Annotated in this window: 13 protein-coding genes; 11 read left to right on the top strand and 2 right to left on the bottom strand. The window is 48.4% G+C overall.

Going from position 1 to position 18,134, the window contains the following annotated elements:
* Nucleotides 1-74: 74 nt before the first annotated feature.
* The 3 genes from AC0YNX_RS08855 (at nucleotide 75) to AC0YNX_RS08845 (ending at nucleotide 4,269) form a co-directional block, all read left to right on the top strand.
* Nucleotides 75-1,799 carry a cache domain-containing sensor histidine kinase gene (locus AC0YNX_RS08855; protein ID WP_475815324.1) on the top strand — a complete coding sequence of 575 codons (1,725 nt, stop codon included), beginning with the start codon at nucleotides 75-77 and terminating at the stop codon, nucleotides 1,797-1,799.
* Between the two features lie 15 nt (nucleotides 1,800-1,814).
* Nucleotides 1,815-3,416 carry a response regulator gene (locus AC0YNX_RS08850; protein WP_475815323.1) on the top strand — a complete coding sequence of 534 codons (1,602 nt, stop codon included), beginning with the start codon at nucleotides 1,815-1,817 and terminating at the stop codon, nucleotides 3,414-3,416.
* 115 nt (nucleotides 3,417-3,531) lie between these two features.
* Nucleotides 3,532-4,269, top strand: a complete 738-nt coding sequence (locus AC0YNX_RS08845; RefSeq protein ID WP_475815322.1) for a helix-turn-helix transcriptional regulator — start codon at nucleotides 3,532-3,534, stop codon at nucleotides 4,267-4,269.
* 156 nt (nucleotides 4,270-4,425) lie between these two features.
* On the opposite strand, the gene AC0YNX_RS08840 is transcribed toward AC0YNX_RS08845, so the two are convergent.
* Nucleotides 4,426-7,953, bottom strand: coding sequence for a hypothetical protein (locus AC0YNX_RS08840; RefSeq protein ID WP_475815321.1), 3,528 nt, complete (start codon nucleotides 7,951-7,953; stop codon nucleotides 4,426-4,428).
* A 392-nt stretch (nucleotides 7,954-8,345) separates the two neighbouring features.
* Between AC0YNX_RS08840 and AC0YNX_RS08835 the strand changes: the two genes are divergently transcribed.
* The 3 genes from AC0YNX_RS08835 (at nucleotide 8,346) to AC0YNX_RS08825 (ending at nucleotide 11,647) form a co-directional block, all read left to right on the top strand.
* The gene (locus AC0YNX_RS08835) at nucleotides 8,346-9,758 is read left to right on the top strand and encodes a glycoside hydrolase family 5 protein (RefSeq protein WP_475815320.1); all 1,413 of its coding nucleotides are present in this window, start codon (nucleotides 8,346-8,348) and stop codon (nucleotides 9,756-9,758) included.
* Nucleotides 9,759-9,769: 11 nt separating this feature from the next.
* Entirely contained in the window at nucleotides 9,770-10,858 is a 1,089-nt protein-coding gene (locus tag AC0YNX_RS08830; protein ID WP_475815319.1) for a M24 family metallopeptidase, read from the top strand.
* Nucleotides 10,859-10,927: 69 nt separating this feature from the next.
* A complete protein-coding gene (locus tag AC0YNX_RS08825) occupies nucleotides 10,928-11,647 on the top strand; it encodes an SDR family NAD(P)-dependent oxidoreductase (RefSeq protein WP_475815318.1) in 720 nt (239 codons plus the stop codon).
* Between the two features lie 243 nt (nucleotides 11,648-11,890).
* Here the strand turns inward: AC0YNX_RS08825 and AC0YNX_RS08820 are convergent, their stop codons facing one another.
* A complete protein-coding gene (locus AC0YNX_RS08820) occupies nucleotides 11,891-14,551 on the bottom strand; it encodes a hypothetical protein (protein ID WP_475815317.1) in 2,661 nt (886 codons plus the stop codon).
* Nucleotides 14,552-14,723: 172 nt separating this feature from the next.
* Here AC0YNX_RS08820 and AC0YNX_RS08815 point away from each other — a divergent pair, with 172 nt between their 5' ends.
* From AC0YNX_RS08815 to AC0YNX_RS08795, 5 genes are all read left to right on the top strand, one after another.
* Nucleotides 14,724-15,197, top strand: coding sequence for a hypothetical protein (locus AC0YNX_RS08815; protein WP_475815316.1), 474 nt, complete (start codon nucleotides 14,724-14,726; stop codon nucleotides 15,195-15,197).
* A gap of 342 nt (nucleotides 15,198-15,539) precedes the next feature.
* Entirely contained in the window at nucleotides 15,540-16,127 is a 588-nt protein-coding gene (locus AC0YNX_RS08810; RefSeq protein WP_475815315.1) for a hypothetical protein, read from the top strand.
* Between the two features lie 190 nt (nucleotides 16,128-16,317).
* Entirely contained in the window at nucleotides 16,318-16,695 is a 378-nt protein-coding gene (locus AC0YNX_RS08805) for a hypothetical protein (RefSeq protein WP_475815314.1), read from the top strand.
* Nucleotides 16,696-16,853: 158 nt separating this feature from the next.
* A complete protein-coding gene (locus tag AC0YNX_RS08800) occupies nucleotides 16,854-17,318 on the top strand; it encodes a hypothetical protein (RefSeq protein WP_475815313.1) in 465 nt (154 codons plus the stop codon).
* A 91-nt stretch (nucleotides 17,319-17,409) separates the two neighbouring features.
* Complete coding sequence (locus tag AC0YNX_RS08795; protein WP_475815312.1) at nucleotides 17,410-17,688, top strand: hypothetical protein; 279 nt, start codon at nucleotides 17,410-17,412, stop codon at nucleotides 17,686-17,688.
* Nucleotides 17,689-18,134: the final 446 nt, after the last annotated feature.

Below are 18,134 nucleotides of genomic sequence, written 5' to 3'. Positions count from 1 at the left end.
CATGCTTTCCGCTTGATTTGATATGATAACCTTAGACGAGCTCTATTAAGGCACTGAGACAGGGGGAGCGATCAATGTCCTTACAGGTAAAATTGATTCTCGGCTTCAGTCTCATCACTATTCCACTCATTTGTTTCCTGCTCTACACCAACGATTATTCGAGTAAGGTCGTTCGGAATCAGGTGACGAACTACAACGCCAATCTGCTCACCTTGTACGGAGACCAAATTGATCAAACGCTGAATTCGGATAGCAAGTATCTCTACAAGCTGTCCAATCGGGAGCCGCTCATTCGCTCAATGGTATACGACATGAATAATGAGAACGCTTACACACTTACTAAAGTCGCGATTTCCGGGATGCTGTATTCGGATATGTTCTATGCCGAACATATTTATTTCGATTTCGTCTATAATCCGTTTAATAGAGATATGATCTTCGCGCAGCCCGCGCAAGAGTCTTATGACGAATACACTCAAATCAAGGCGTATCTGGAAGGACTTTTTACAGCCAACAACGTTGCCGAACTGAGGGCCTACGAAGTCCAATGGACGACCAGTCGCATTGGGAATGAAAATTTTTTACTTAGAATCGTAGAAACGGATACGAATACCTACGTCGGTGCGCTGGTCCGCAGCGAGGATTTAATGGCTGCGCTCCAATCGGTATCCAAGGGAAGCAATATTAACGCCTTTTTTATCGACGGCAAAGGGAATATTCTGACCTCCGATCCGATTGACGCGGCTGGAGAGATTAACGCGGCCGTAAGCGACCGCAGCGGCGATTCCGCCACGGTTCATGGGAAGGAAGCCAATCTGCTGGTCTATCATTGGATGAGCGCATCAGATTTGGCGCTTGCGGTCCTCATTTCCGAGAAGAACATGTTGCAGCAGGTACCGCTCTTCCAGCGTATCAGTTATGTCATCCCGTTCGTGGCCGGCGCCTTGCTGGTGCTCTTTCTCATTTATTTGCAGCGGCTTGTGATCCAACCGATGAAGCGTCTGATTAAGGGAATGAGACAGATCGGAAAAGGGAACATGGACGCGCGACTCCCGACTGAGCGTTCCCTCGAGTTCAGTATGATCGGCGAGACCTTCAATAATATGGCGTCGGAGATCCGGGATCTGAAAATCCACGTCTATGAAGAAGAACTACGCTTGCGGCAGGCTGAACTGAAGCAACTGCAGTTGCAAATGAATCCGCATTTTCTATTTAATTCACTAAACGTCATATACAACCTTGCAGAGATCGGGAAGGTGCAGTTAATACAGCAGATGGCCCGTCACATGGTCAGCTTTCTTCGCTTTTTTGCTCGTTTGAATGAAAACCTTACGACCGTTCGGGAAGAGTTGGAAAACGTAGACCACTACATGCAAATCCAGAAGCTGCGTTTCCCGAAACACTTGGAATACGAATGGATAATCGATCCCGCGGTTGAGGAAGGGTTGATTCCTCCACTTACTGTTCAACCGTTCGTGGAAAATTGCGTCAAGTACGGATTCACGACGGGTAAGAGTCTGTTCTGCGTGCGGGTGGAGGCGAAGGCGATCGTCAAGCATGGCGAGGAGTGGTGCGAACTGCGAATCGAGGACAACGGGAAAGGATTCCCGCAAGAATTGGTGGAGAGGTTGCATGAGACGCTAGAGGATCGGACCTTTACGAACGAGCATATCGGTATTTGGAATGTATTCCATCGTTTAAACGTACTCTACGACAGGGAAATAGAGCTAATCTTGTCCAATGTACTCCCGCAGGGAGCCTGCGTGATCATACGAATTCCGCTTCGCAAACGGGAATAGGAGGGGCGATCGGCTATGTACAATCTGTTGATCGTGGATGACGAAATCTATGCTATTGAAGGACTCAAATCGGGCGTGAAATGGGCCGCTCTTGGATTTACCGGCATTTATGAAGCCTATAACGTTGCGGATGCCAGGACCGTGCTGCAGACAACGGACATCGGTCTGGTCATCTGCGATATTGAAATGCCTGAGGGCGACGGCTTCGAGCTGATCGAATGGATTCGCGCTCACAATCCGGAGCTGGATACGTTGTTCCTGACCTGCCATGCCGAATTTCACTATGCGCAGCGGGCAGTACAGCTTGGGGCGCAGGACTATTTACTGAAGCCGGTGGATTTCGCGGCGCTCGAATCGGTCGTAGGCCGAATCGTGGATGCGTCAAGGGGGGAACGAGAGTGGCGTGCGGCGCAGGAGAAAGCGAATGCGTTCTGGGAAAAGAAGAAGCCGCTTTTGGTCGAACGCTTTTGGCAGGACATTCTCGCTTCGCGACTGTCGAGCTTGGCCGATCGCTTAGAGCTGGCGCTTAGGGACTTCGCGGTACCGTTCGATCCTCGGCGAATGTACGTGCAGCCGATTCTTATCAGCATCGAACAGTGGACGCAGGTGTTCAACGAGCGAGACGAGGAATTGATGGAATATGCGATCCGCAAAGTGGTCGAAGAGACGGTGCTGCAGGGGATTTCCGGTTGTACGGTTTCGGATCACGGCGGCGCGAACTGGATCATTCTCTATCAAGATCGTACGACGCTTCTCGATGCGGAAGAACTATCCGAACGTTGCAAGCAGTTCATCCAATACTGCGAGCACCATTTCTACTGCAAAGTGTCCTGCTATATCGGCGATTTGACAGCGATCGAAGGTACCAAAGGAATGGTAGATGCGTTGTTGCGTATGGAGTTCGACAATATTATCAAGACTCAGGACGTGTACCGCTATAGGTCGATTCAGGTTGAACCGAAACGGCGCAGTGCAGTCGATTTTTCCGAATGGGTGGAATTGATCGAGACTGGCGACAAAGAAGCCTTGTGTCAGCGGATCCACCAGTCGCTTGTCTCGCTGCAGTTCGACGGCGGAAACGCGGAAGCGCTGCTGCTTTACTACCATCAAGTGCTGCAGACGGTCTATTCCGTATTGCAAAAGCACGAGAGTCGCGTACATGACGTGTTCACGGAGTCGGAACTGCTTGATCCGGCATCCGCTCCCAAAACGATCCGGCAAATGGAGGAATGGGCAGTTCGGGTCACCGCGACGGCAAGCAGCATCGTGAAGCGGGAGATGGATTCGATTGTACAGCGAATCAAGAACTATATAGACGCTCATTTGGATGAGCGAATAGAACGTATAGAGCTTGCCGAGCTGGTGCATCTGAATCCGGCTTATTTATCCAGGTTGTTCAAGAAAGAAACCGGAGAATCGCTGTCGGAGTATATCTTCGTCAATAAGATGAAGTTGACCCGGCAACTGCTGCGCACCAGCTTAAAGCCCATAAGCGAAATCGCTCAGATCGCCGGCTATAGCAACTTCAGTTACTTCTCCAAAGCGTTCAAGAAGATGTTTCAAGTAAGTCCGAGAGCTTACCGCAAAGAAGTCGAAGTGCGAAGGGAATATAACTGACACGAGGAGGAACCGTCATGCAGGCTTTGACAGTCAAATCGATTAAGTGCTGCGCGGTCCATGAACGCAGCGATGAGCGCAACTTCATAGTCACCGCTCGCGGCATGCGCAACGTATGATCGCGGCGATTCTGAATCAGTTAGCATCGGGATATTTCCGCGACCGGCAGGCCATTGAAGAATTCTTGGAGCAATTTCCGATCTTAAAGAATGTGCATGTCTCCGTTTCGATTCGGGACGTATGCGAAGTCATCGTCCGAAGCTTTCATGACGATGACGATTTGGGGATGAAGGTCACGGTCGGTGTCGGAGGACACGAGGAACGGCTTGAAAGAATTCGGCAATCTTACCTGCAGGCATGCCGTGCCTTGGAACTTCGTTTCTTTACGGGACCCGGTGTGATCCTCCCTATCTCGGACATTTTGCGGCGAGGTGAGGCAATTGAGGATAACAGGCTGTCGGCACTTGAGAGTAATGTCACGGAAGAGCTTACTTGTCAATTTGGTATGCAACGACCGCGGGATCAGATTGAGATTATCCAAGCGGTTAAGGCATACGTCCTTGGGCAGTATATGCATAAGATTCACGTAAGCGGCATAGCGAAAGCGGTCCATCTGACGCCCAACTATGTCAGCAAGCTGTTCAGGAGGATGACGGGTCAGACGCTGACGGCTTACATTACCGCCGTACGTATGGAGGCTGCGAAAAAACTTCTGTCCGAAGAGGATTTGAAGGTGTTGCAAGTATCGGAGCTGGTAGGCTTCGACGACCCGCATTACTTCAGCAAGGTCTTTAAGAAATATCATCAAATGCATCCGATTCAATATAAGAGAATTCGGCATCGATCTTCATGACGATTAACGAAGCCCCGCGGTCAATTTGAGCCGCGGGGCTTTTGTTGCGTTACTGGCAGCTTCATATCAATCTTGAGGTACGAAAAAGGGTGCCGGAAGTCGTAGCACTGACACAAACTTCAAACGCGCCATCCGGTAGGGACGAATCGTTGGAGATCAATAGGAGAAAGCATCCACATCGGTATAATTGCCGCTGGAGGAAGCATTCTTGTCACTACGCTGGACAACTTTAATTGTATGAGAAGCATTCGTAAGTCCCGTCTTCGTGTACAGATTTACTTGCTTACTGTTCGATGCCGCATAGGAATCAACAGTTGCCTGTAAAACATTATCAATATAAACATCGACTTTCCCGTGGTTGCTGCCTTTGCCCCCGATATAGCTTACGCTGGTTCCGCTAAACGTGAGTTGAGCATAACTGCCGGTCGTATTCGTATAGTGGTTAGTCGTGTTATAGAACCCGGCTGGCGAATTCGTTGCCCAAGTTCCTGAATAGGTGATGCCCGCATTGGTGTCATCTATATTAGTTGGGTTTGGGGTCGGTGCCGCTTCAGTAACATAGGAGAAAGCATCCACATCGGTATAATTGCCGCTGGAGGAAGCATTCTTGTCACTACGCTGGACAACTTTAATTGTATGAGAAGCATTCGTAAGTCCCGTCTTCGTGTACAGATTTACTTGCTTACTGTTCGATGCCGCATAGGAATCAACAGTTGCCTGTAAAACATTATCAATATAAACATCGACTTTCCCGTGGTTGCTGCCTTTGCCCCCGATATAGGTTACGCTGGTTCCGCTAAACGTGAGCTGAGCATAACTGTCGGTCGTATTCGTATAGTGGTTGGTCGTGTTATAGAACCCGGCTGGCGAATTCGTTGCCCAAGTTCCTGAATAGGTGATGCCCGCATCGGTGTCATCAATTTTAGTTGGGTTTGGCGTTGGGTTTGGCGTTGGTGTTGGTGTCGCTTCAGTAACATAGGAGAAAGCATCCACATCGGTATAGTAGCCGCTGGAGGAAGCATTCTTGTCGCTACGCTGCACGACTTTGATGTTATGAGAAGCATTCGTAAGTCCTGTTTTTGTGTACAGATTTACTTGCGTGCTGACCGATGTCGCATAGGAATCAACCGTTGCCTGCAAAACATTATCAATATAAACATCGACTTTCCCGTGGTTGCTGCCTTTGCTCCCGATATAGGTAACGCTTGTTCCGCTAAACGTGAGCTGAGCATAACTGCCGGTCGTATTCGTATAGTGGTGGGTTGTGTTATAGAACCCGGTTGGCGTGTTTGTCGCCCAGGTTCCTGAATAGGTGATGCCCGCATTGGTGTCATCTATTTTAGTTGGGTTTGGCGTCGGTGTCTCTCCAGTAACATAGGAGAAAGCATCCACATCGGTATAATTGCCACTGGAGGAAGCATTCTTGTCGCTACGCTGGACGACTTTGATGGTATGAGAAGCATTCGTAAGTCCCGTTTTCGTGTACAGATTTACTTGCGTGCTGACCGATGTCGCATAGGAATCAACCGTTGCCTGCAAAACATTATCAATATAAACATCGACTTTCCCGTGGTTGCTGCCTTTGCCCCCGATATAGGTAATGCTGGTTCCGCTAAACGTGAGCTGAGCATAACTGCCGGTCGTATTCGTATAGTGGTTGGTCGTGTTATAGAATCCGGCTGGCGAATTCGTTGCCCAAGTTCCTGAATAGGTGATGCCCGCATCGGTGTCATCAATTTTAGTTGGGTTTGACGTTGGGTTTGGCGTTGGGTTTGGCGTTGGGTTTGGCGTTGGTGTTGGTGTTGGTGTTGGTGTCGCTTCAGTAACATAGGAGAAAGCATCCACATCGGTATAGTTGCCGCTGGATGAAGCATTCTTGTCGCTACGCTGCACGACTTTGATTGTATGAGAAGCATTCGTAAGTCCCGTCTTCGTGTACAGATTTACTTGCTTACTGACCGATGCCGCATAGGAATCAACCGTTGCCTGCAAAACATTATCAATATAAACATCAACTTTCCCGTGGTTGCTGCCTTTGCTCCCGATATAGGTAACGCTTGTTCCGCTAAACGTGAGCTGAGCATAACTGCCGGTCGTATTCGAATAGTGGTGGGTCGTGTTATAGAACCCGGTTGGCGTGTTTGTCGCCCAGGTTCCTGAATAGGTGATGCCCGCATTGGTGTCATCTATTTTAGTTGGGTTTGGCGATGATCTTTCGCCGGTCGGGGCTAAATCGATTGTGGTAAGAGAATAAGGACTTACCGTCTGAGAGAAGGATGAGGATAGCCCTCCGACGTTGGTTGAAGCGATAGAAGTGCTGTTCATGTCGTAGGTATAGACCGTTCCGTTGCCGCTTGGCGAGAATCCGCTTAAAGAGACCGAGACGTTGTAGCTGTTGGCGGGGTCTTTGTTGACTAGCAGGAGAGCGAGATGGCCGTTGGCTTGCTTGACTGCATGGGCTGCAATCAGGTTTTGGTTCGAGGAGGCGGATACCATCGTGTCCCCGGCTTTGCCCAAGTGCGATAGCATTTGATAGCCATAATAAGGTGGCAACGGCGTATTCACCGACGGCTCGTTCATTTTACCCATGGACAACATGCCATAGTCGCCGTAGTCCGCGTTGCCGTAAAGGGCGGGATCGTTATTGCCAACGGACGGGCCGACATGCAGCGAAAACCAGTCGACGTTGGCAATGCCGTTCTCTAGCCAAGTCATCATATTGTCCGCGAGGAACAAGGTGTTCACAAGGCTGACGGTTTGCTTGCCAGGCGCATAGGAGACCGAATTCGTCTCCGTAATCATGACGTCCACGTTGGAAGCGTTCGCGCCGCAGTATTGATTAATTTGGGAACGAAGCGCCGTCACGATACCCGGAATATCTGCGGGCGCTGCCAGCAGGCCGGCATCGTTCTCGTTCCCCGGTTCCTGCGGGTACCAGTGTATGATGACAAAATCGAGCTTGCTCCCGACAATACTCAGCACTTCATCGTTCCAGTTGCCGAATTGGGGGAGGTCGGGTTGAGCTAAAACGATGCCGACTTTAATGGAGGGGTCGACTGCCTTCATTTTGTCAATGTAGATTGAAGCGTTCGTACCATAATCGATGCCGCTATGAGGGTTAGCATGGAGATCCATCTCCCAGCCTCCGTATTGTTCGTTTCCGATTTCCCAATACTTGACACCGTAGCCCTTTACTTTATTGGCGTAATTCACCCAATCGGCAGCCTCCTGGGGATCTCCTCCTCCGGTTCCGGTAGTATTGGAGCCATAGTTCACTGTTACCATGGCTTGTGCGTTGGCTTGCTGCGTGACATTCATGAAGGCGTCGAAGTTGTTGGCGGGCTCAGCAAAGCTAGTACTGCCGGGGGTGACTGAATTCGTCTGCCAATGATACTCGTCGTTAGTGCCGCCGCCGGGGTAGCGCATGACCTTAATTCCGGCTTGACTGATCAGCCCCGGGTTGCCCGGGTTGAGCAATTCCCAGTCATAGACCGCGGTATTAATACCGAAAGCCTCGGGCTGGATCGTGTTCAGCGAGGTCCCGGAAGCGACTGAGACCTGAGCGGGAAGCGTCGCGGCATGGGCGTTGTAGACTGGACCGAAAATCAAGAAGGTCATCAGCAAGCTCAGCATTAAAGCGAACTTCGGCAAATGCTTTTTTCTCTGAATAGTAATAATGCGCATATTAATACACTCCCTCGGTTTGTGTTGAACCCCGTACCTTTGGCAACTGCGGATGCTCCTTTCCGGGGCGTGTTAGAATAGTCTGCACCCCGCCAATGCAAGCGAATTCAGATAAAGTATAGAAGAGAAAGATAGGCGGTTGAATGGAATATTTCGCTCTACGGTGTAAAATTGTGGGTTACACCAGAGCGCTTGGGCGAGCTGTCGGTCGACATTATGTCGATCGAGGACTCGACGGAGAGGACGTCACCGAAACAAGTCACAAAAGTGCAAATTAAAGTCACCGTCGCGGTATGTGATGAAATTCTCTGATTTCTATAATTAAATTACCCAATAAGAATGGGCGTATGGCGCGAGGTTCGGGGAATTAATTACGCTTGGAGGAGAAAAAAATGGATTTTCTAAAAGTTGCCGGGAGGCAGATCGTCGACAGCCACGGCCGAGAAGTTCGATTGCGAGGATTTTCGTTCGCAGGCTGGTTGAATTTGGAGAACTTCATGATCGGTATGCCGGGGCATGAAACAGGTATTCGTCAAGCATTTACACGCGTGCTCGGCGAAGAGCGCGCGAAGTTCTTTTTTACAAGCTTTATGAATCATTTCATTGGCGAGGACGATTTCCGGTTCATGCGGAGCCTAGGCTGCAATCTGGTGCGCGTTCCGTTCAACTATCGACATTTTGAGTCGGACGACGAACCTTTCGTCTATTTGTCCGAAGGCTTCGCTTGGCTTGACAAAGCCATCGGTTGGGCGCGTGAAAACGGAGTTTATTTGATACTGGACATGCACGCCGCTCAAGGCGGGCAAAATCCCAATTTCCACTCGGATACCATTACGGGAGCGGCAGCCTTCTGGGAGCACCGGTCTCACCAAGAACGCGCAGTCTCCCTGTGGCGGGAAATCGCGCGCCGTTACCGCGATGAGCCCGTCATTGCCGGATACGACTTGTTAAATGAGCCGATCCCGCCTAGCATAGCCCAGCTTGACCGGTTTTACCGCGAGGCGATCCGAGCGATCCGCGAGGTGGACGAACGGCATATCGTGTTTATCGAAGGCGACGGCTATTCCACCCGATTCGAGGGGCTTAACCATCCCTTCGACGAAAATGCGGTTTACAGCATGCATTTTTATTCCGATTGCGGAATGGGGAATACGGAGTATCCCGGGAAGGATGAGCACACCGGCCAATATTGGGATCGTGAAGCGCTGAAGCAGGAATATATCAAGCGATCCGCCTTTATACGGGAGAACGGGGGGCCTAACTGGTTCGGCGAGACTAGCGCAACGTTCCCTTCCTCGGTATCCGAAGCATCGCGCTTGCGCTTTCTCGAAGATATTCTCTCTATCGCCGAGGAACAAGGAGACCCCTGGACGTTCGGCATCTACAAGGATCTCGGAAAAACCGGGATCGTCTATGCCGATTCGGAATCCGAATGGGTACGGCGGATTGCTCCGGCCAGCCGGGCGATTGAAGCGCTGCATTGCAATTCGTTCGCAGACCAAGTGGGCGAGAACGAATGGATTGAATTAATCCGCGGCCTCGGCACGCACATGCATGAAGTAATGAGCGGTCTGGATGGCATTCCGACGGCCGAGGGGCTGTACAGTACGTTGTCGTTCTATCTGAATGAATGCATCGCGGCGGTTCAGCTTCAAGTTCCTTTTGCCAAACAATTCGTCGGACTGAACGAGGAAGAAATCGATAGCCTCATGGAGTCGTTCTCTCTGCGGAATTGCCGGCAACGAGGCGGTTGGGCCGATGTCGTGAGAAAAACGATCGAAGCGGCTGCTCGTAAAGCTCGCTGAAGGAGGAAATAATGGAGCCATTGGAAAAGGCGAGGGTTCTTCTCGATAAATGCCGCCTAGACGGTCTGCTGCTTGGCAAGCGCAATAACTTCGCCTGGCTAACCGGCGGCAAAGAGAACTACGTAAACAACGGCGTAGATGAAGGAGTCGCATGGCTCTACGTGACTGAGGACGCCTGTTATGCGGTAGCCAACAACATTGAGATACCACGGATCATCAACGAGGAAGTCGGACAATTGGGCTTTTCGCCGCTGGAGCATAACTGGTACGAGCCTTTCGAGCGAAGCGAATTTGCGCGGCTCGTTCGCGGTAAGCGAATCGGAACCGATGCGCCGGGGGTGGAAGGGGCGGAAATGGTGTCGGTTACCGCGCAACTGACCGAGCTTCGGTCCGTTCTGAGCGAAGACCAGCAGCAATATTACCGGCAGGTAGCCTTGAAGGCGACGGAGGCTGTCGAGGCGACATGCCGACTCATCGAGCCAGGTTGGACTGAACAAGAAATTCGCGGCGAGGTTGCTCGTGAAGCGCTGCGGCGCAGCCTCAACCCGATGATTATCTGCGTCATGAGCGATGAACGCATTTATCAGTATCGCCATCCTATCGCAACCGACAAGCGCGTGCGGCGTTACGTGTTGATCTCCGTCTGCTTCGAGAAATACGGACTGGTAGCAAGCAGCACCCGCGCCGTCCATTTCGGTTCGATGGATGGAGAACTTCTCGGCAAAATGGAGAAACTCGCAGCGATCGACGCGGGCATGATTGATGGTACCCGGGAAGGAGTAACGTACCGCGAGGCTTTCCAGCGCATTATGCGCTTGTACGACGAGGCCGGGTATCCCGGCGAATGGAGGTTGCATTACCAAGGAGGCCCAGCGGGATACGCGCCGCGCGAGTACCACATCGAACCGGAGATGCCAGGCACGATGAAGGTTAATCAGGTGTTTGGCTGGAATCCTACGATTACCGGCACGAAGTCGGAAGACATGACGTTGCTGACCGAGCGAGGACCGGAGATCATCTCGATGACCGGCAATTGGCCGACGATCGAAACGGCGGTCGAAGGACGCGTCTGGAAGCGGCCGGCGATTCTAGAGCGTTGATCGCACGCAGGAAGGGCGGCCGTAACGAAATCGTCCGGTAACCTCAAGGAACATAAGGAGGAACCAAACATGGAATTGCGTAACAAGGTGGCGATCGTTACCGGAGGAGGAAGAGGTATCGGACGGCAGATTGCGTTCGATCTGGCGGCGGAAGGCTGCAAAGTGGTCGTTGCGGCAAGAAGCGAGACGGAGCTTGGCGAAGTGATGGCGACAATCGAGCGTTCAGGCGGCGAGGCTCGGGCAGTTTCCGTCGATTTAAGTGATCCGATGGGCGCCGGACGGTTGGCAGCGGAAGCTGTTCGACTTTTCGGCACGGTGGATATTCTGATCAACAATGCCGGTATCATCTTGCCAAAGCCGTTGCTAGAAACAACAGACGAGGATTGGGACAATACCTTCAATATCAATGTGAAGGCACTGTTTGCGTTAAGCAAGCACGTACTGGCGATCATGAAGGACAAAGGCGAAGGATATATTATCAACTTTTCTTCGACCGTGGCGCTAGGCGTACCGGGGCATTTGTCAGCATATGGCGCTTCCAAATGTGCGGTCGCGGGCTTTTCCGAAGCCCTATACGAGACGGGCAAGGAGTTCGGCGTTAAGGTCAGCACGGTCTATCCGGGCATCACCGACACGAAGATGGTGCGGGATATCGACGTAGCCAGCGCGCCGGAGGATTGGATGTTGCCGGAGGACATCTCTTCCTGTGTGTTGTTTCTTTTGCGCACAAGCAAGCGCTGCGTGGTCCGGGAGCTTATTCCTTGGTCGACAGGCTACGATAAAATATAGATTAACGGCGATTGGTTGAAGACGACCCGCACTACTTCAGTGAGGACTTTAAGAAATATCACAACTGCATCCGATCTTCATGACTGATTAACGAAGCCCCGCGGTCAATTAGAGCCGCGGGGCTTTTGTTGCGTTACTGCTGCTTCTTATCGATCTTGAGGTCCGAATAAAGGTGCCGGAAGCCGTAACACTTACGCAAACTTCAATAGCGCCAACCATCCGGTACGGATGAACCGTTCGAGATTAATAATAGGAGAAAGCATCCACATCGGTATAATTGCCGCTGGAGGAAGCATTCTTGTCACTACGTAGCACGACTTTAATAGTATGAGAGGCATTCGTAAGTCCTGTCTTCGTGTATAGATTTACTTGCGTACTGTCCGATGCCGCATAGGAATCAACCGTTTCCTGCAAAACATTGTCAATGTAAACATCGACTTTCCCATGGTTGCTGCCTTTGCCCCCGATGTAGGTCACGCTTGTTCCGCTAAATGTGAGCTGTGCATAACTGCCGGTCGTATTCGTAAAGTGGTTGGTCGTGTTATAGAAACCGGCCGGCGTGTTGGTTGCCCAGGTTCCTGAATAGGTGATGCCCACGTTGGTGTCATCGATTTTTGTTGGGGTTGGCGTTGGTGTCGCTTCAGTAACATATGAGAAAGCATCCACATCGGTATAATTGCCGCTGGAGGAAGCATTCTTGTCACTACGCTGGACGACTTTAATGGTATGAGAAGCATTCGTAAGTCCCGTCCTCGTGTACAGATTTACTTGCGTACTGTCCGATGCCGCATACGAATCAACCGTTGCCTGCAAAACATTATCAATGTAAACGTCGACTTTCCCATGGTTGCTGCCTTTGCCCCCGATGTAGGTTACGTTAGTTCCGCTAAACGTGAGCTGAGCATAACTGCCGGTCGTATTCGTAAAGTGGTTGGTCGTGTTATAGAAACCGGCCGGCGTGTTGGTTGCCCAGGTTCCCGAATAGGTGATGCCCGCGTTGGTGTCATCGATTTTTGTTGGGGTTGGCGTTGGTGTCGTTTCAGTAACATAGGAGAAAGCATCCACATCGGTATAATTGCCGCTGGAGGAAGCATTCTTGTCGCTACGCTGCACGACTTTGATGGTATGAGAGGCATTCGTAAGTCCTGTCTTCGTGTACAGATCTACTTGTGTACTGTCCGTTGCCGCATAGGAATCAACCGTTGCCTGCAAAACATTATCAATATAAACATCGACTTTCCCGTGGTTGCTGCCTTTACCCCCGATGTAGGTTACGTTAGTTCCGCTAAACGTGAGCTGAGCATAACTGCCGGTCGTATTCGTAAAGTGGTTGGTCGTGTTATAAAAACCGGCAGGCGTGTTGGTTGCCCAGGTTCCCGAATAGGTGATGCCCGCATTGGTGTCATCTATTTTAGTTGGGCTTGACGTTGAACCGCCGCTGGTCGGGGCTAAATCGATTGTGGTAAGAGAATAAGGACTTACCGTCTGCGAAAAGGAGGAGGATAGCCCTCCGACGTTGGTTGAAGCGATTGAGGTGCTGTTCATGCCGTACGAATAGACCGTCCCGCTACCACTCGGCGAATAGCCGTTTAAGGAGACCGAGACGTTGTAGCTGTTGGCGGGATCTTTGTTGATCAGCATTAAAGCAAGGTGCCCGTTGGCTTGCTTGACTGCATGGGCTGCAATCAGGTTTTGGTTCGATGAGGAGGCTACCATCGTGTCGCCGGCTTTGCCCAAGTACGATAGCATTTGATAGCCATAATAGGACGGCAACGGCGTATTCACCGATGGTTCGTTCATTTTGCCCATGGACAACATGCCATAGTCGCCATAGTCCGCATTGCCGTAAAGGGCGGGATCGTTATTGCCGACGGAAGGGCCGACATGTAGCGAAAACCAGTCGACGTTGGCAATGCCGTTCTCTAGCCAAGTCATCATATTATCCGCGAGGAACAAGCCGTTCACAAGGCTGACGGTTTGCTTGCCCGGCCCATAGGAGACCGAATTCGTCTCCGTAATCATGATTTCCACGTTGGAAGCGTTCGCACCGCTGTATTGATTAATTTGAGAACGAAGCGCCGTCACGATACCCGGAATATTCCCAGGAGTCGCCAGCAGGCCGGCATCGCTCTCATTCCCCGGTTCCTGCGGGTACCAGTGTATGATGACAAAATCGATCTTGCTTCCGACAATACTCAGCACTTCATCGTTCCAGTTGCCGAATTGGAGTAGGTCGGGTTGAGCTAAAACGATGCCGACTTTGATGGAGGGGTCGACTGCCTTCATTTTATCAATGTAAATGGAAGCGTTCGTACCATAAGCGATGCCGCTATGAGGGTTAGCATGGAGATCCATCTCCCAGCCTCCGTATTGTTCGTTTCCGATTTCCCAATACTTGACACCGTAGCCCTTTACTTTATTGGCGTAATTCACCCAATCGGCAGCCTCCTGGGGATCTCCTCCTCCGGTTCCGGTAGTATTGGAGCCGTAGTTCACTGTTATCATGGCTTGCGCGTTGGCTTGCTGCGTGACATTCATGAAGGCGTCGAAGTTGTTGGCGGGCTCAGCAAAGCTAGTACTGCCGGGGGTGACTGAATTCGTCTGCCAATGATACTCGTCGTTAGTGCCGCCGCCGGGGTAGCGCATGACCTTAATTCCGGCTTGGCTGATCAGCCCCGGGTTGCCCGGGTTGAGCAATTCCCAGTCATAGACCGCAGTATTTATTCCGAAGGCCTCAGGCTGGATTGTGTTCAGCGAGGTCCCGGCATTGACGGAGACCTGAGCGGGAAGCGTCGCGGCTTGTGCGTTATCGACGGGACAGCAAATCAAGAAGGTTATCAGCAAGCTCAGCATTAAAGCGAACTTCGGCAAGTGCGTTTTACTTTGAATAGAAAGAATGCGCATATCAATTCACTCCCTCGGTTAGTGTTGAAGCCCGTACCTATGGCCAACTGCGGAAACTCCTTTCCGGGGCGAGTAATAATAGCTGCCACCTTGCCAATGTAAGGGCATTCATAGGAATTATAGAAGAGAAATAAAGGAGATGGAATGGAATATTTAGCTTTAAGGTGTAAAATTGTGGGTTGCATCGGACCGCTTGGGCGTGTGTAGCAGCTGCGGAAGAGGAGAAGATTTCCCGGAAATCTGTCCATATGCTTATGCGTATGTTTTTTGGAAAGAGAGCTTCTTAAACATCAATCTTTTTTATAATGAAATATCACCAGGAAAACCAAGTAAGAAGCAAGATCATAATATTCTTTTTTTTCATGGCTCAGAAGCAGTTGAAGCTTACATGCTTACCTTAGTGAATCGTGGTGTTCCAACGGAATCGGTCAACTGGGCCATTTCACATCTAATATGGAGACTTGCTACAGCAAGTTTTGAGCATTGGCTTTTGATTGCTGAAACAAATGCTATACAAGCAACACGTCCTGAAACAAAGTATGACGATCAAATTTGGTCACAAATAATGTTCACGATCTCTATTGATGATATTCGTAGCATTAACGGCACACACAGGTGTCGGGTGACAAGAACTTTATCTCATTAATGGCCGCGAAAATCGCGGCTTTTTGTATTTATGGGATCAAGTTCTTGTCAAAACCAAATGACAAGAACTTGATCCCATTACCGAAAATGACAAGAACTTGATCTCATTCCCACGAAAAGCTTGGAGATCCCATAAATGAAGCACTAAGCCAGAAATGACCGACTTCACTTCGTTGAACTAACGGGCAGGAGATTACAACATTTATTCGTAGTTATTTTTTAAGAAAAGCAATTATGATAAGTGGTATATTGAGGTAAACAACATAATGGTGGTGAACATCCTCTTATGCAGACTATAAATCAAGTTGAGTTACAAGATGTCTCGCTTACATGCAGTCCTACCATGATGAACCTTAATTCATGTCGAGAACATTTGAATCATTTCTCATACAAGTTTACTTCCGCTAAGGTTTACGCAATAGTAAGTGAGCCTGGACGAGGAGGTTGGGCACTTTCTTATCTGCTTTCTGGGCAGGCGAGGCGTTACCAAGGCAATATCTATTTTGATGATGAATTAATCAATCGGAGTGTCATACAAACCAATGGATGGTACATTGGTGAAGGGTTACCAAAGAAAAATACATTAGGATTTCGTAAGGAAATAACCATTCATAAGCAATTGGAAAACGCGAAATCAAGCAATTATTCTGTGAGTGAACTGGTTGAAATGTTCGAGCTTGCTCCTAGTCGTCTGGAGAGATCAATAAAATATATAAGCAACGAACGTTGGAACGCCTCCACAGCTATCGGAATAGCACATGGGAAGCATATATTTTGTTTTCCTTGGCTTAATGATGACATGAAGGAATTAATTAAAGCAAGATTGATGCATTGCTCTAAAATGATAAAACAAAATAAAGGCATCACAATAATCCCAGTTAACAGCAAGTCTATTGTAGAAGATTTTGTTGATGAGATATTATTTCTCTGAATTGAACTTATATAACTCATTAAACCAACGGGCACGTATCGCATAATACAACACGACGGCAGCTGGCTTGATGTTCAGTTGCCGTTTTCATTGAAGTAACGGGCAGATTAGCGTAATGGTGACCAATCCTTGGAATTAGTAACCTACTCAAGAAAGTGTTCGTCTGATTTATAACGTGGAGGTGATATTGATGAAAAAAATGAACATCTACATCATAATGTTAGTATGTGTATTGTGCATGGTTTTTGCGGGCTGTACAAAGACAAATCAATCTGATTTAGTCGGTTCCGTTAAAGTAGTAAACTTAGGTACAGATACTAAAATTACTTATAGTTTCAAAAATCAAAGCGAAAAAATAGTGACTGTTGTTGGTGGAGCAAAATATAAGTTGTTTAAAGACAACAAAGTAATAGAAGAAGGTGGGGTTCCAATAAAAGACTACATAGATTTGGAGCCTGGGCAGGATTATACAGATAATAAGACATTTTCGAAATTGGAGCCTGGCTCATATACAATACATGTGGATTGGAACAAAACCATTGTTTCTGCTGAATTTGTCCGAAACTAAAATTGGTTAAGCTAATGGGGAACAATAGTTCAAAAAAAAAGGCTGCGTAGAAATCGGTGGCCTGTTCGTTAACAGGCAGAATTGCGCAATGTTTTTGCGATAATTTAAGATGAATTTGCTAAAGTCGATATACTAATTAACTTGGAGAAAAATCTCTCATGAAATATTTTCTTTTTCCATATTTAAAGTACAAAGAAGTAAATGTATATATTGATGGTCAGAATCAATTGTATTTAGTGTCAACAGGTAAATCTAAAAAGTATGGTGTAGCGGAAATAGACTATATCAATAAATTAGAATCTGGATTCACGGATAATGACCTTAAAGAAATGTTAATGGATTCATTTTCCAAGTGTTATTCCATTGAATCTACGGATACAAAGGCAAATGAAACAGTCATGGGTCGATTAATGGGGTACAAATCTTATACACGAGCAGTAAAGGGTTTGAAATTAGTAGGTATATCATGGAGATATAAAAAGGGATATGAAATTGTTCCAACTGAAAAGATAAAAGGACAAGGTTTTGTTCATCTATCCGAACTAATTATAGAATCCAATGATGAAACACTTGTCAGATCTGTAAGAAAGGGAATTGAGATGGCTCGTATCTCAAGCGAATGAAGTACGACTATGATGGTTGAAGTCATTGCGCTAACGGGGGTACGATAGCTCAATTAGCTCCTGATTTTGGCTAATAATCGAGGTGTTCGGGATGTGTATTGATTGGATTAATGAACAGTATAAAGAAGCCAAAAGAATTATGGCGACAGATTGGGAGGTATACGAATGGGTGGATTCACTTTATTCTGATTTTGCTGGAGGCATACGAGAAAATGTAGGTTATGCTACTCCAGATTATAAAGTTTACACATATCTGCTCAAACAACTTCCGAAATGGGCAGACCAAAATAAAGCAAAAGTAATCATCAATACATCACAAAGTTTAGAAGATGGTATAGTGAGTTATAAGATTTGGGTGACCCCATCATGAATTTTTACCCATTCTAACTCCTATTTTTGTGACAGAACCGGAGGTTGAGTGGTGAATAGACTGGCTTAACTCCTATTCTTGTGATAGTAACAAATACCGGAGTACTTCATCCCTAATGTTAACACCTATTTTTGTGACAGAACCGGAGGTTGAGTGGTGAATAGACTGGCTTAACTCCTATTCTTGTGATAGTAACAAATACCGGAGTACTTCATCCCTAATATTAACTCCTATTTTTGTGACAGAACCGGAGGTTGAGTGGTGAATAGACTGGTTTAACTCCTATTTTTGTAACAGTAACAAATACCGGAGTACTTCATCCCTAATGTTAACTCCTTTTTATGTGACAGAACCGGAGGTTGAAAAGGACGATTAGACTTAGTAATCTATTTTTAATTATTAATCTAACAGGTACTATAGAGCAAAAACACAGCAGGCTGCCGGAA

The organism is Paenibacillus sp. J31R98, assembly GCF_056269245.1.
This window is presented reverse-complemented; position numbering and strand designations above follow the sequence as displayed.

What these genes read in the sequence shown, in the direction of transcription:
- AC0YNX_RS08820 (WP_475815317.1), bottom strand. Translation starts at nt 14,551, where the DNA reads ATGCGCATTCTTTCTATTCAAAGTAAAACGCACTTGCCGAAGTTCGCT.
- AC0YNX_RS08850 (WP_475815323.1), top strand. Translation starts at nt 1,815, where the DNA reads ATGTACAATCTGTTGATCGTGGATGACGAAATCTATGCTATTGAAGGA.
- AC0YNX_RS08825 (WP_475815318.1), top strand. Translation starts at nt 10,928, where the DNA reads ATGGAATTGCGTAACAAGGTGGCGATCGTTACCGGAGGAGGAAGAGGT.
- AC0YNX_RS08795 (WP_475815312.1), top strand. Translation starts at nt 17,410, where the DNA reads ATGTGTATTGATTGGATTAATGAACAGTATAAAGAAGCCAAAAGAATT.
- AC0YNX_RS08845 (WP_475815322.1), top strand. Translation starts at nt 3,532, where the DNA reads ATGATCGCGGCGATTCTGAATCAGTTAGCATCGGGATATTTCCGCGAC.
- AC0YNX_RS08835 (WP_475815320.1), top strand. Translation starts at nt 8,346, where the DNA reads ATGGATTTTCTAAAAGTTGCCGGGAGGCAGATCGTCGACAGCCACGGC.
- AC0YNX_RS08830 (WP_475815319.1), top strand. Translation starts at nt 9,770, where the DNA reads ATGGAGCCATTGGAAAAGGCGAGGGTTCTTCTCGATAAATGCCGCCTA.
- AC0YNX_RS08805 (WP_475815314.1), top strand. Translation starts at nt 16,318, where the DNA reads ATGAAAAAAATGAACATCTACATCATAATGTTAGTATGTGTATTGTGC.
- AC0YNX_RS08840 (WP_475815321.1), bottom strand. Translation starts at nt 7,953, where the DNA reads ATGCGCATTATTACTATTCAGAGAAAAAAGCATTTGCCGAAGTTCGCT.
- AC0YNX_RS08810 (WP_475815315.1), top strand. Translation starts at nt 15,540, where the DNA reads ATGATGAACCTTAATTCATGTCGAGAACATTTGAATCATTTCTCATAC.
- AC0YNX_RS08800 (WP_475815313.1), top strand. Translation starts at nt 16,854, where the DNA reads ATGAAATATTTTCTTTTTCCATATTTAAAGTACAAAGAAGTAAATGTA.
- AC0YNX_RS08855 (WP_475815324.1), top strand. Translation starts at nt 75, where the DNA reads ATGTCCTTACAGGTAAAATTGATTCTCGGCTTCAGTCTCATCACTATT.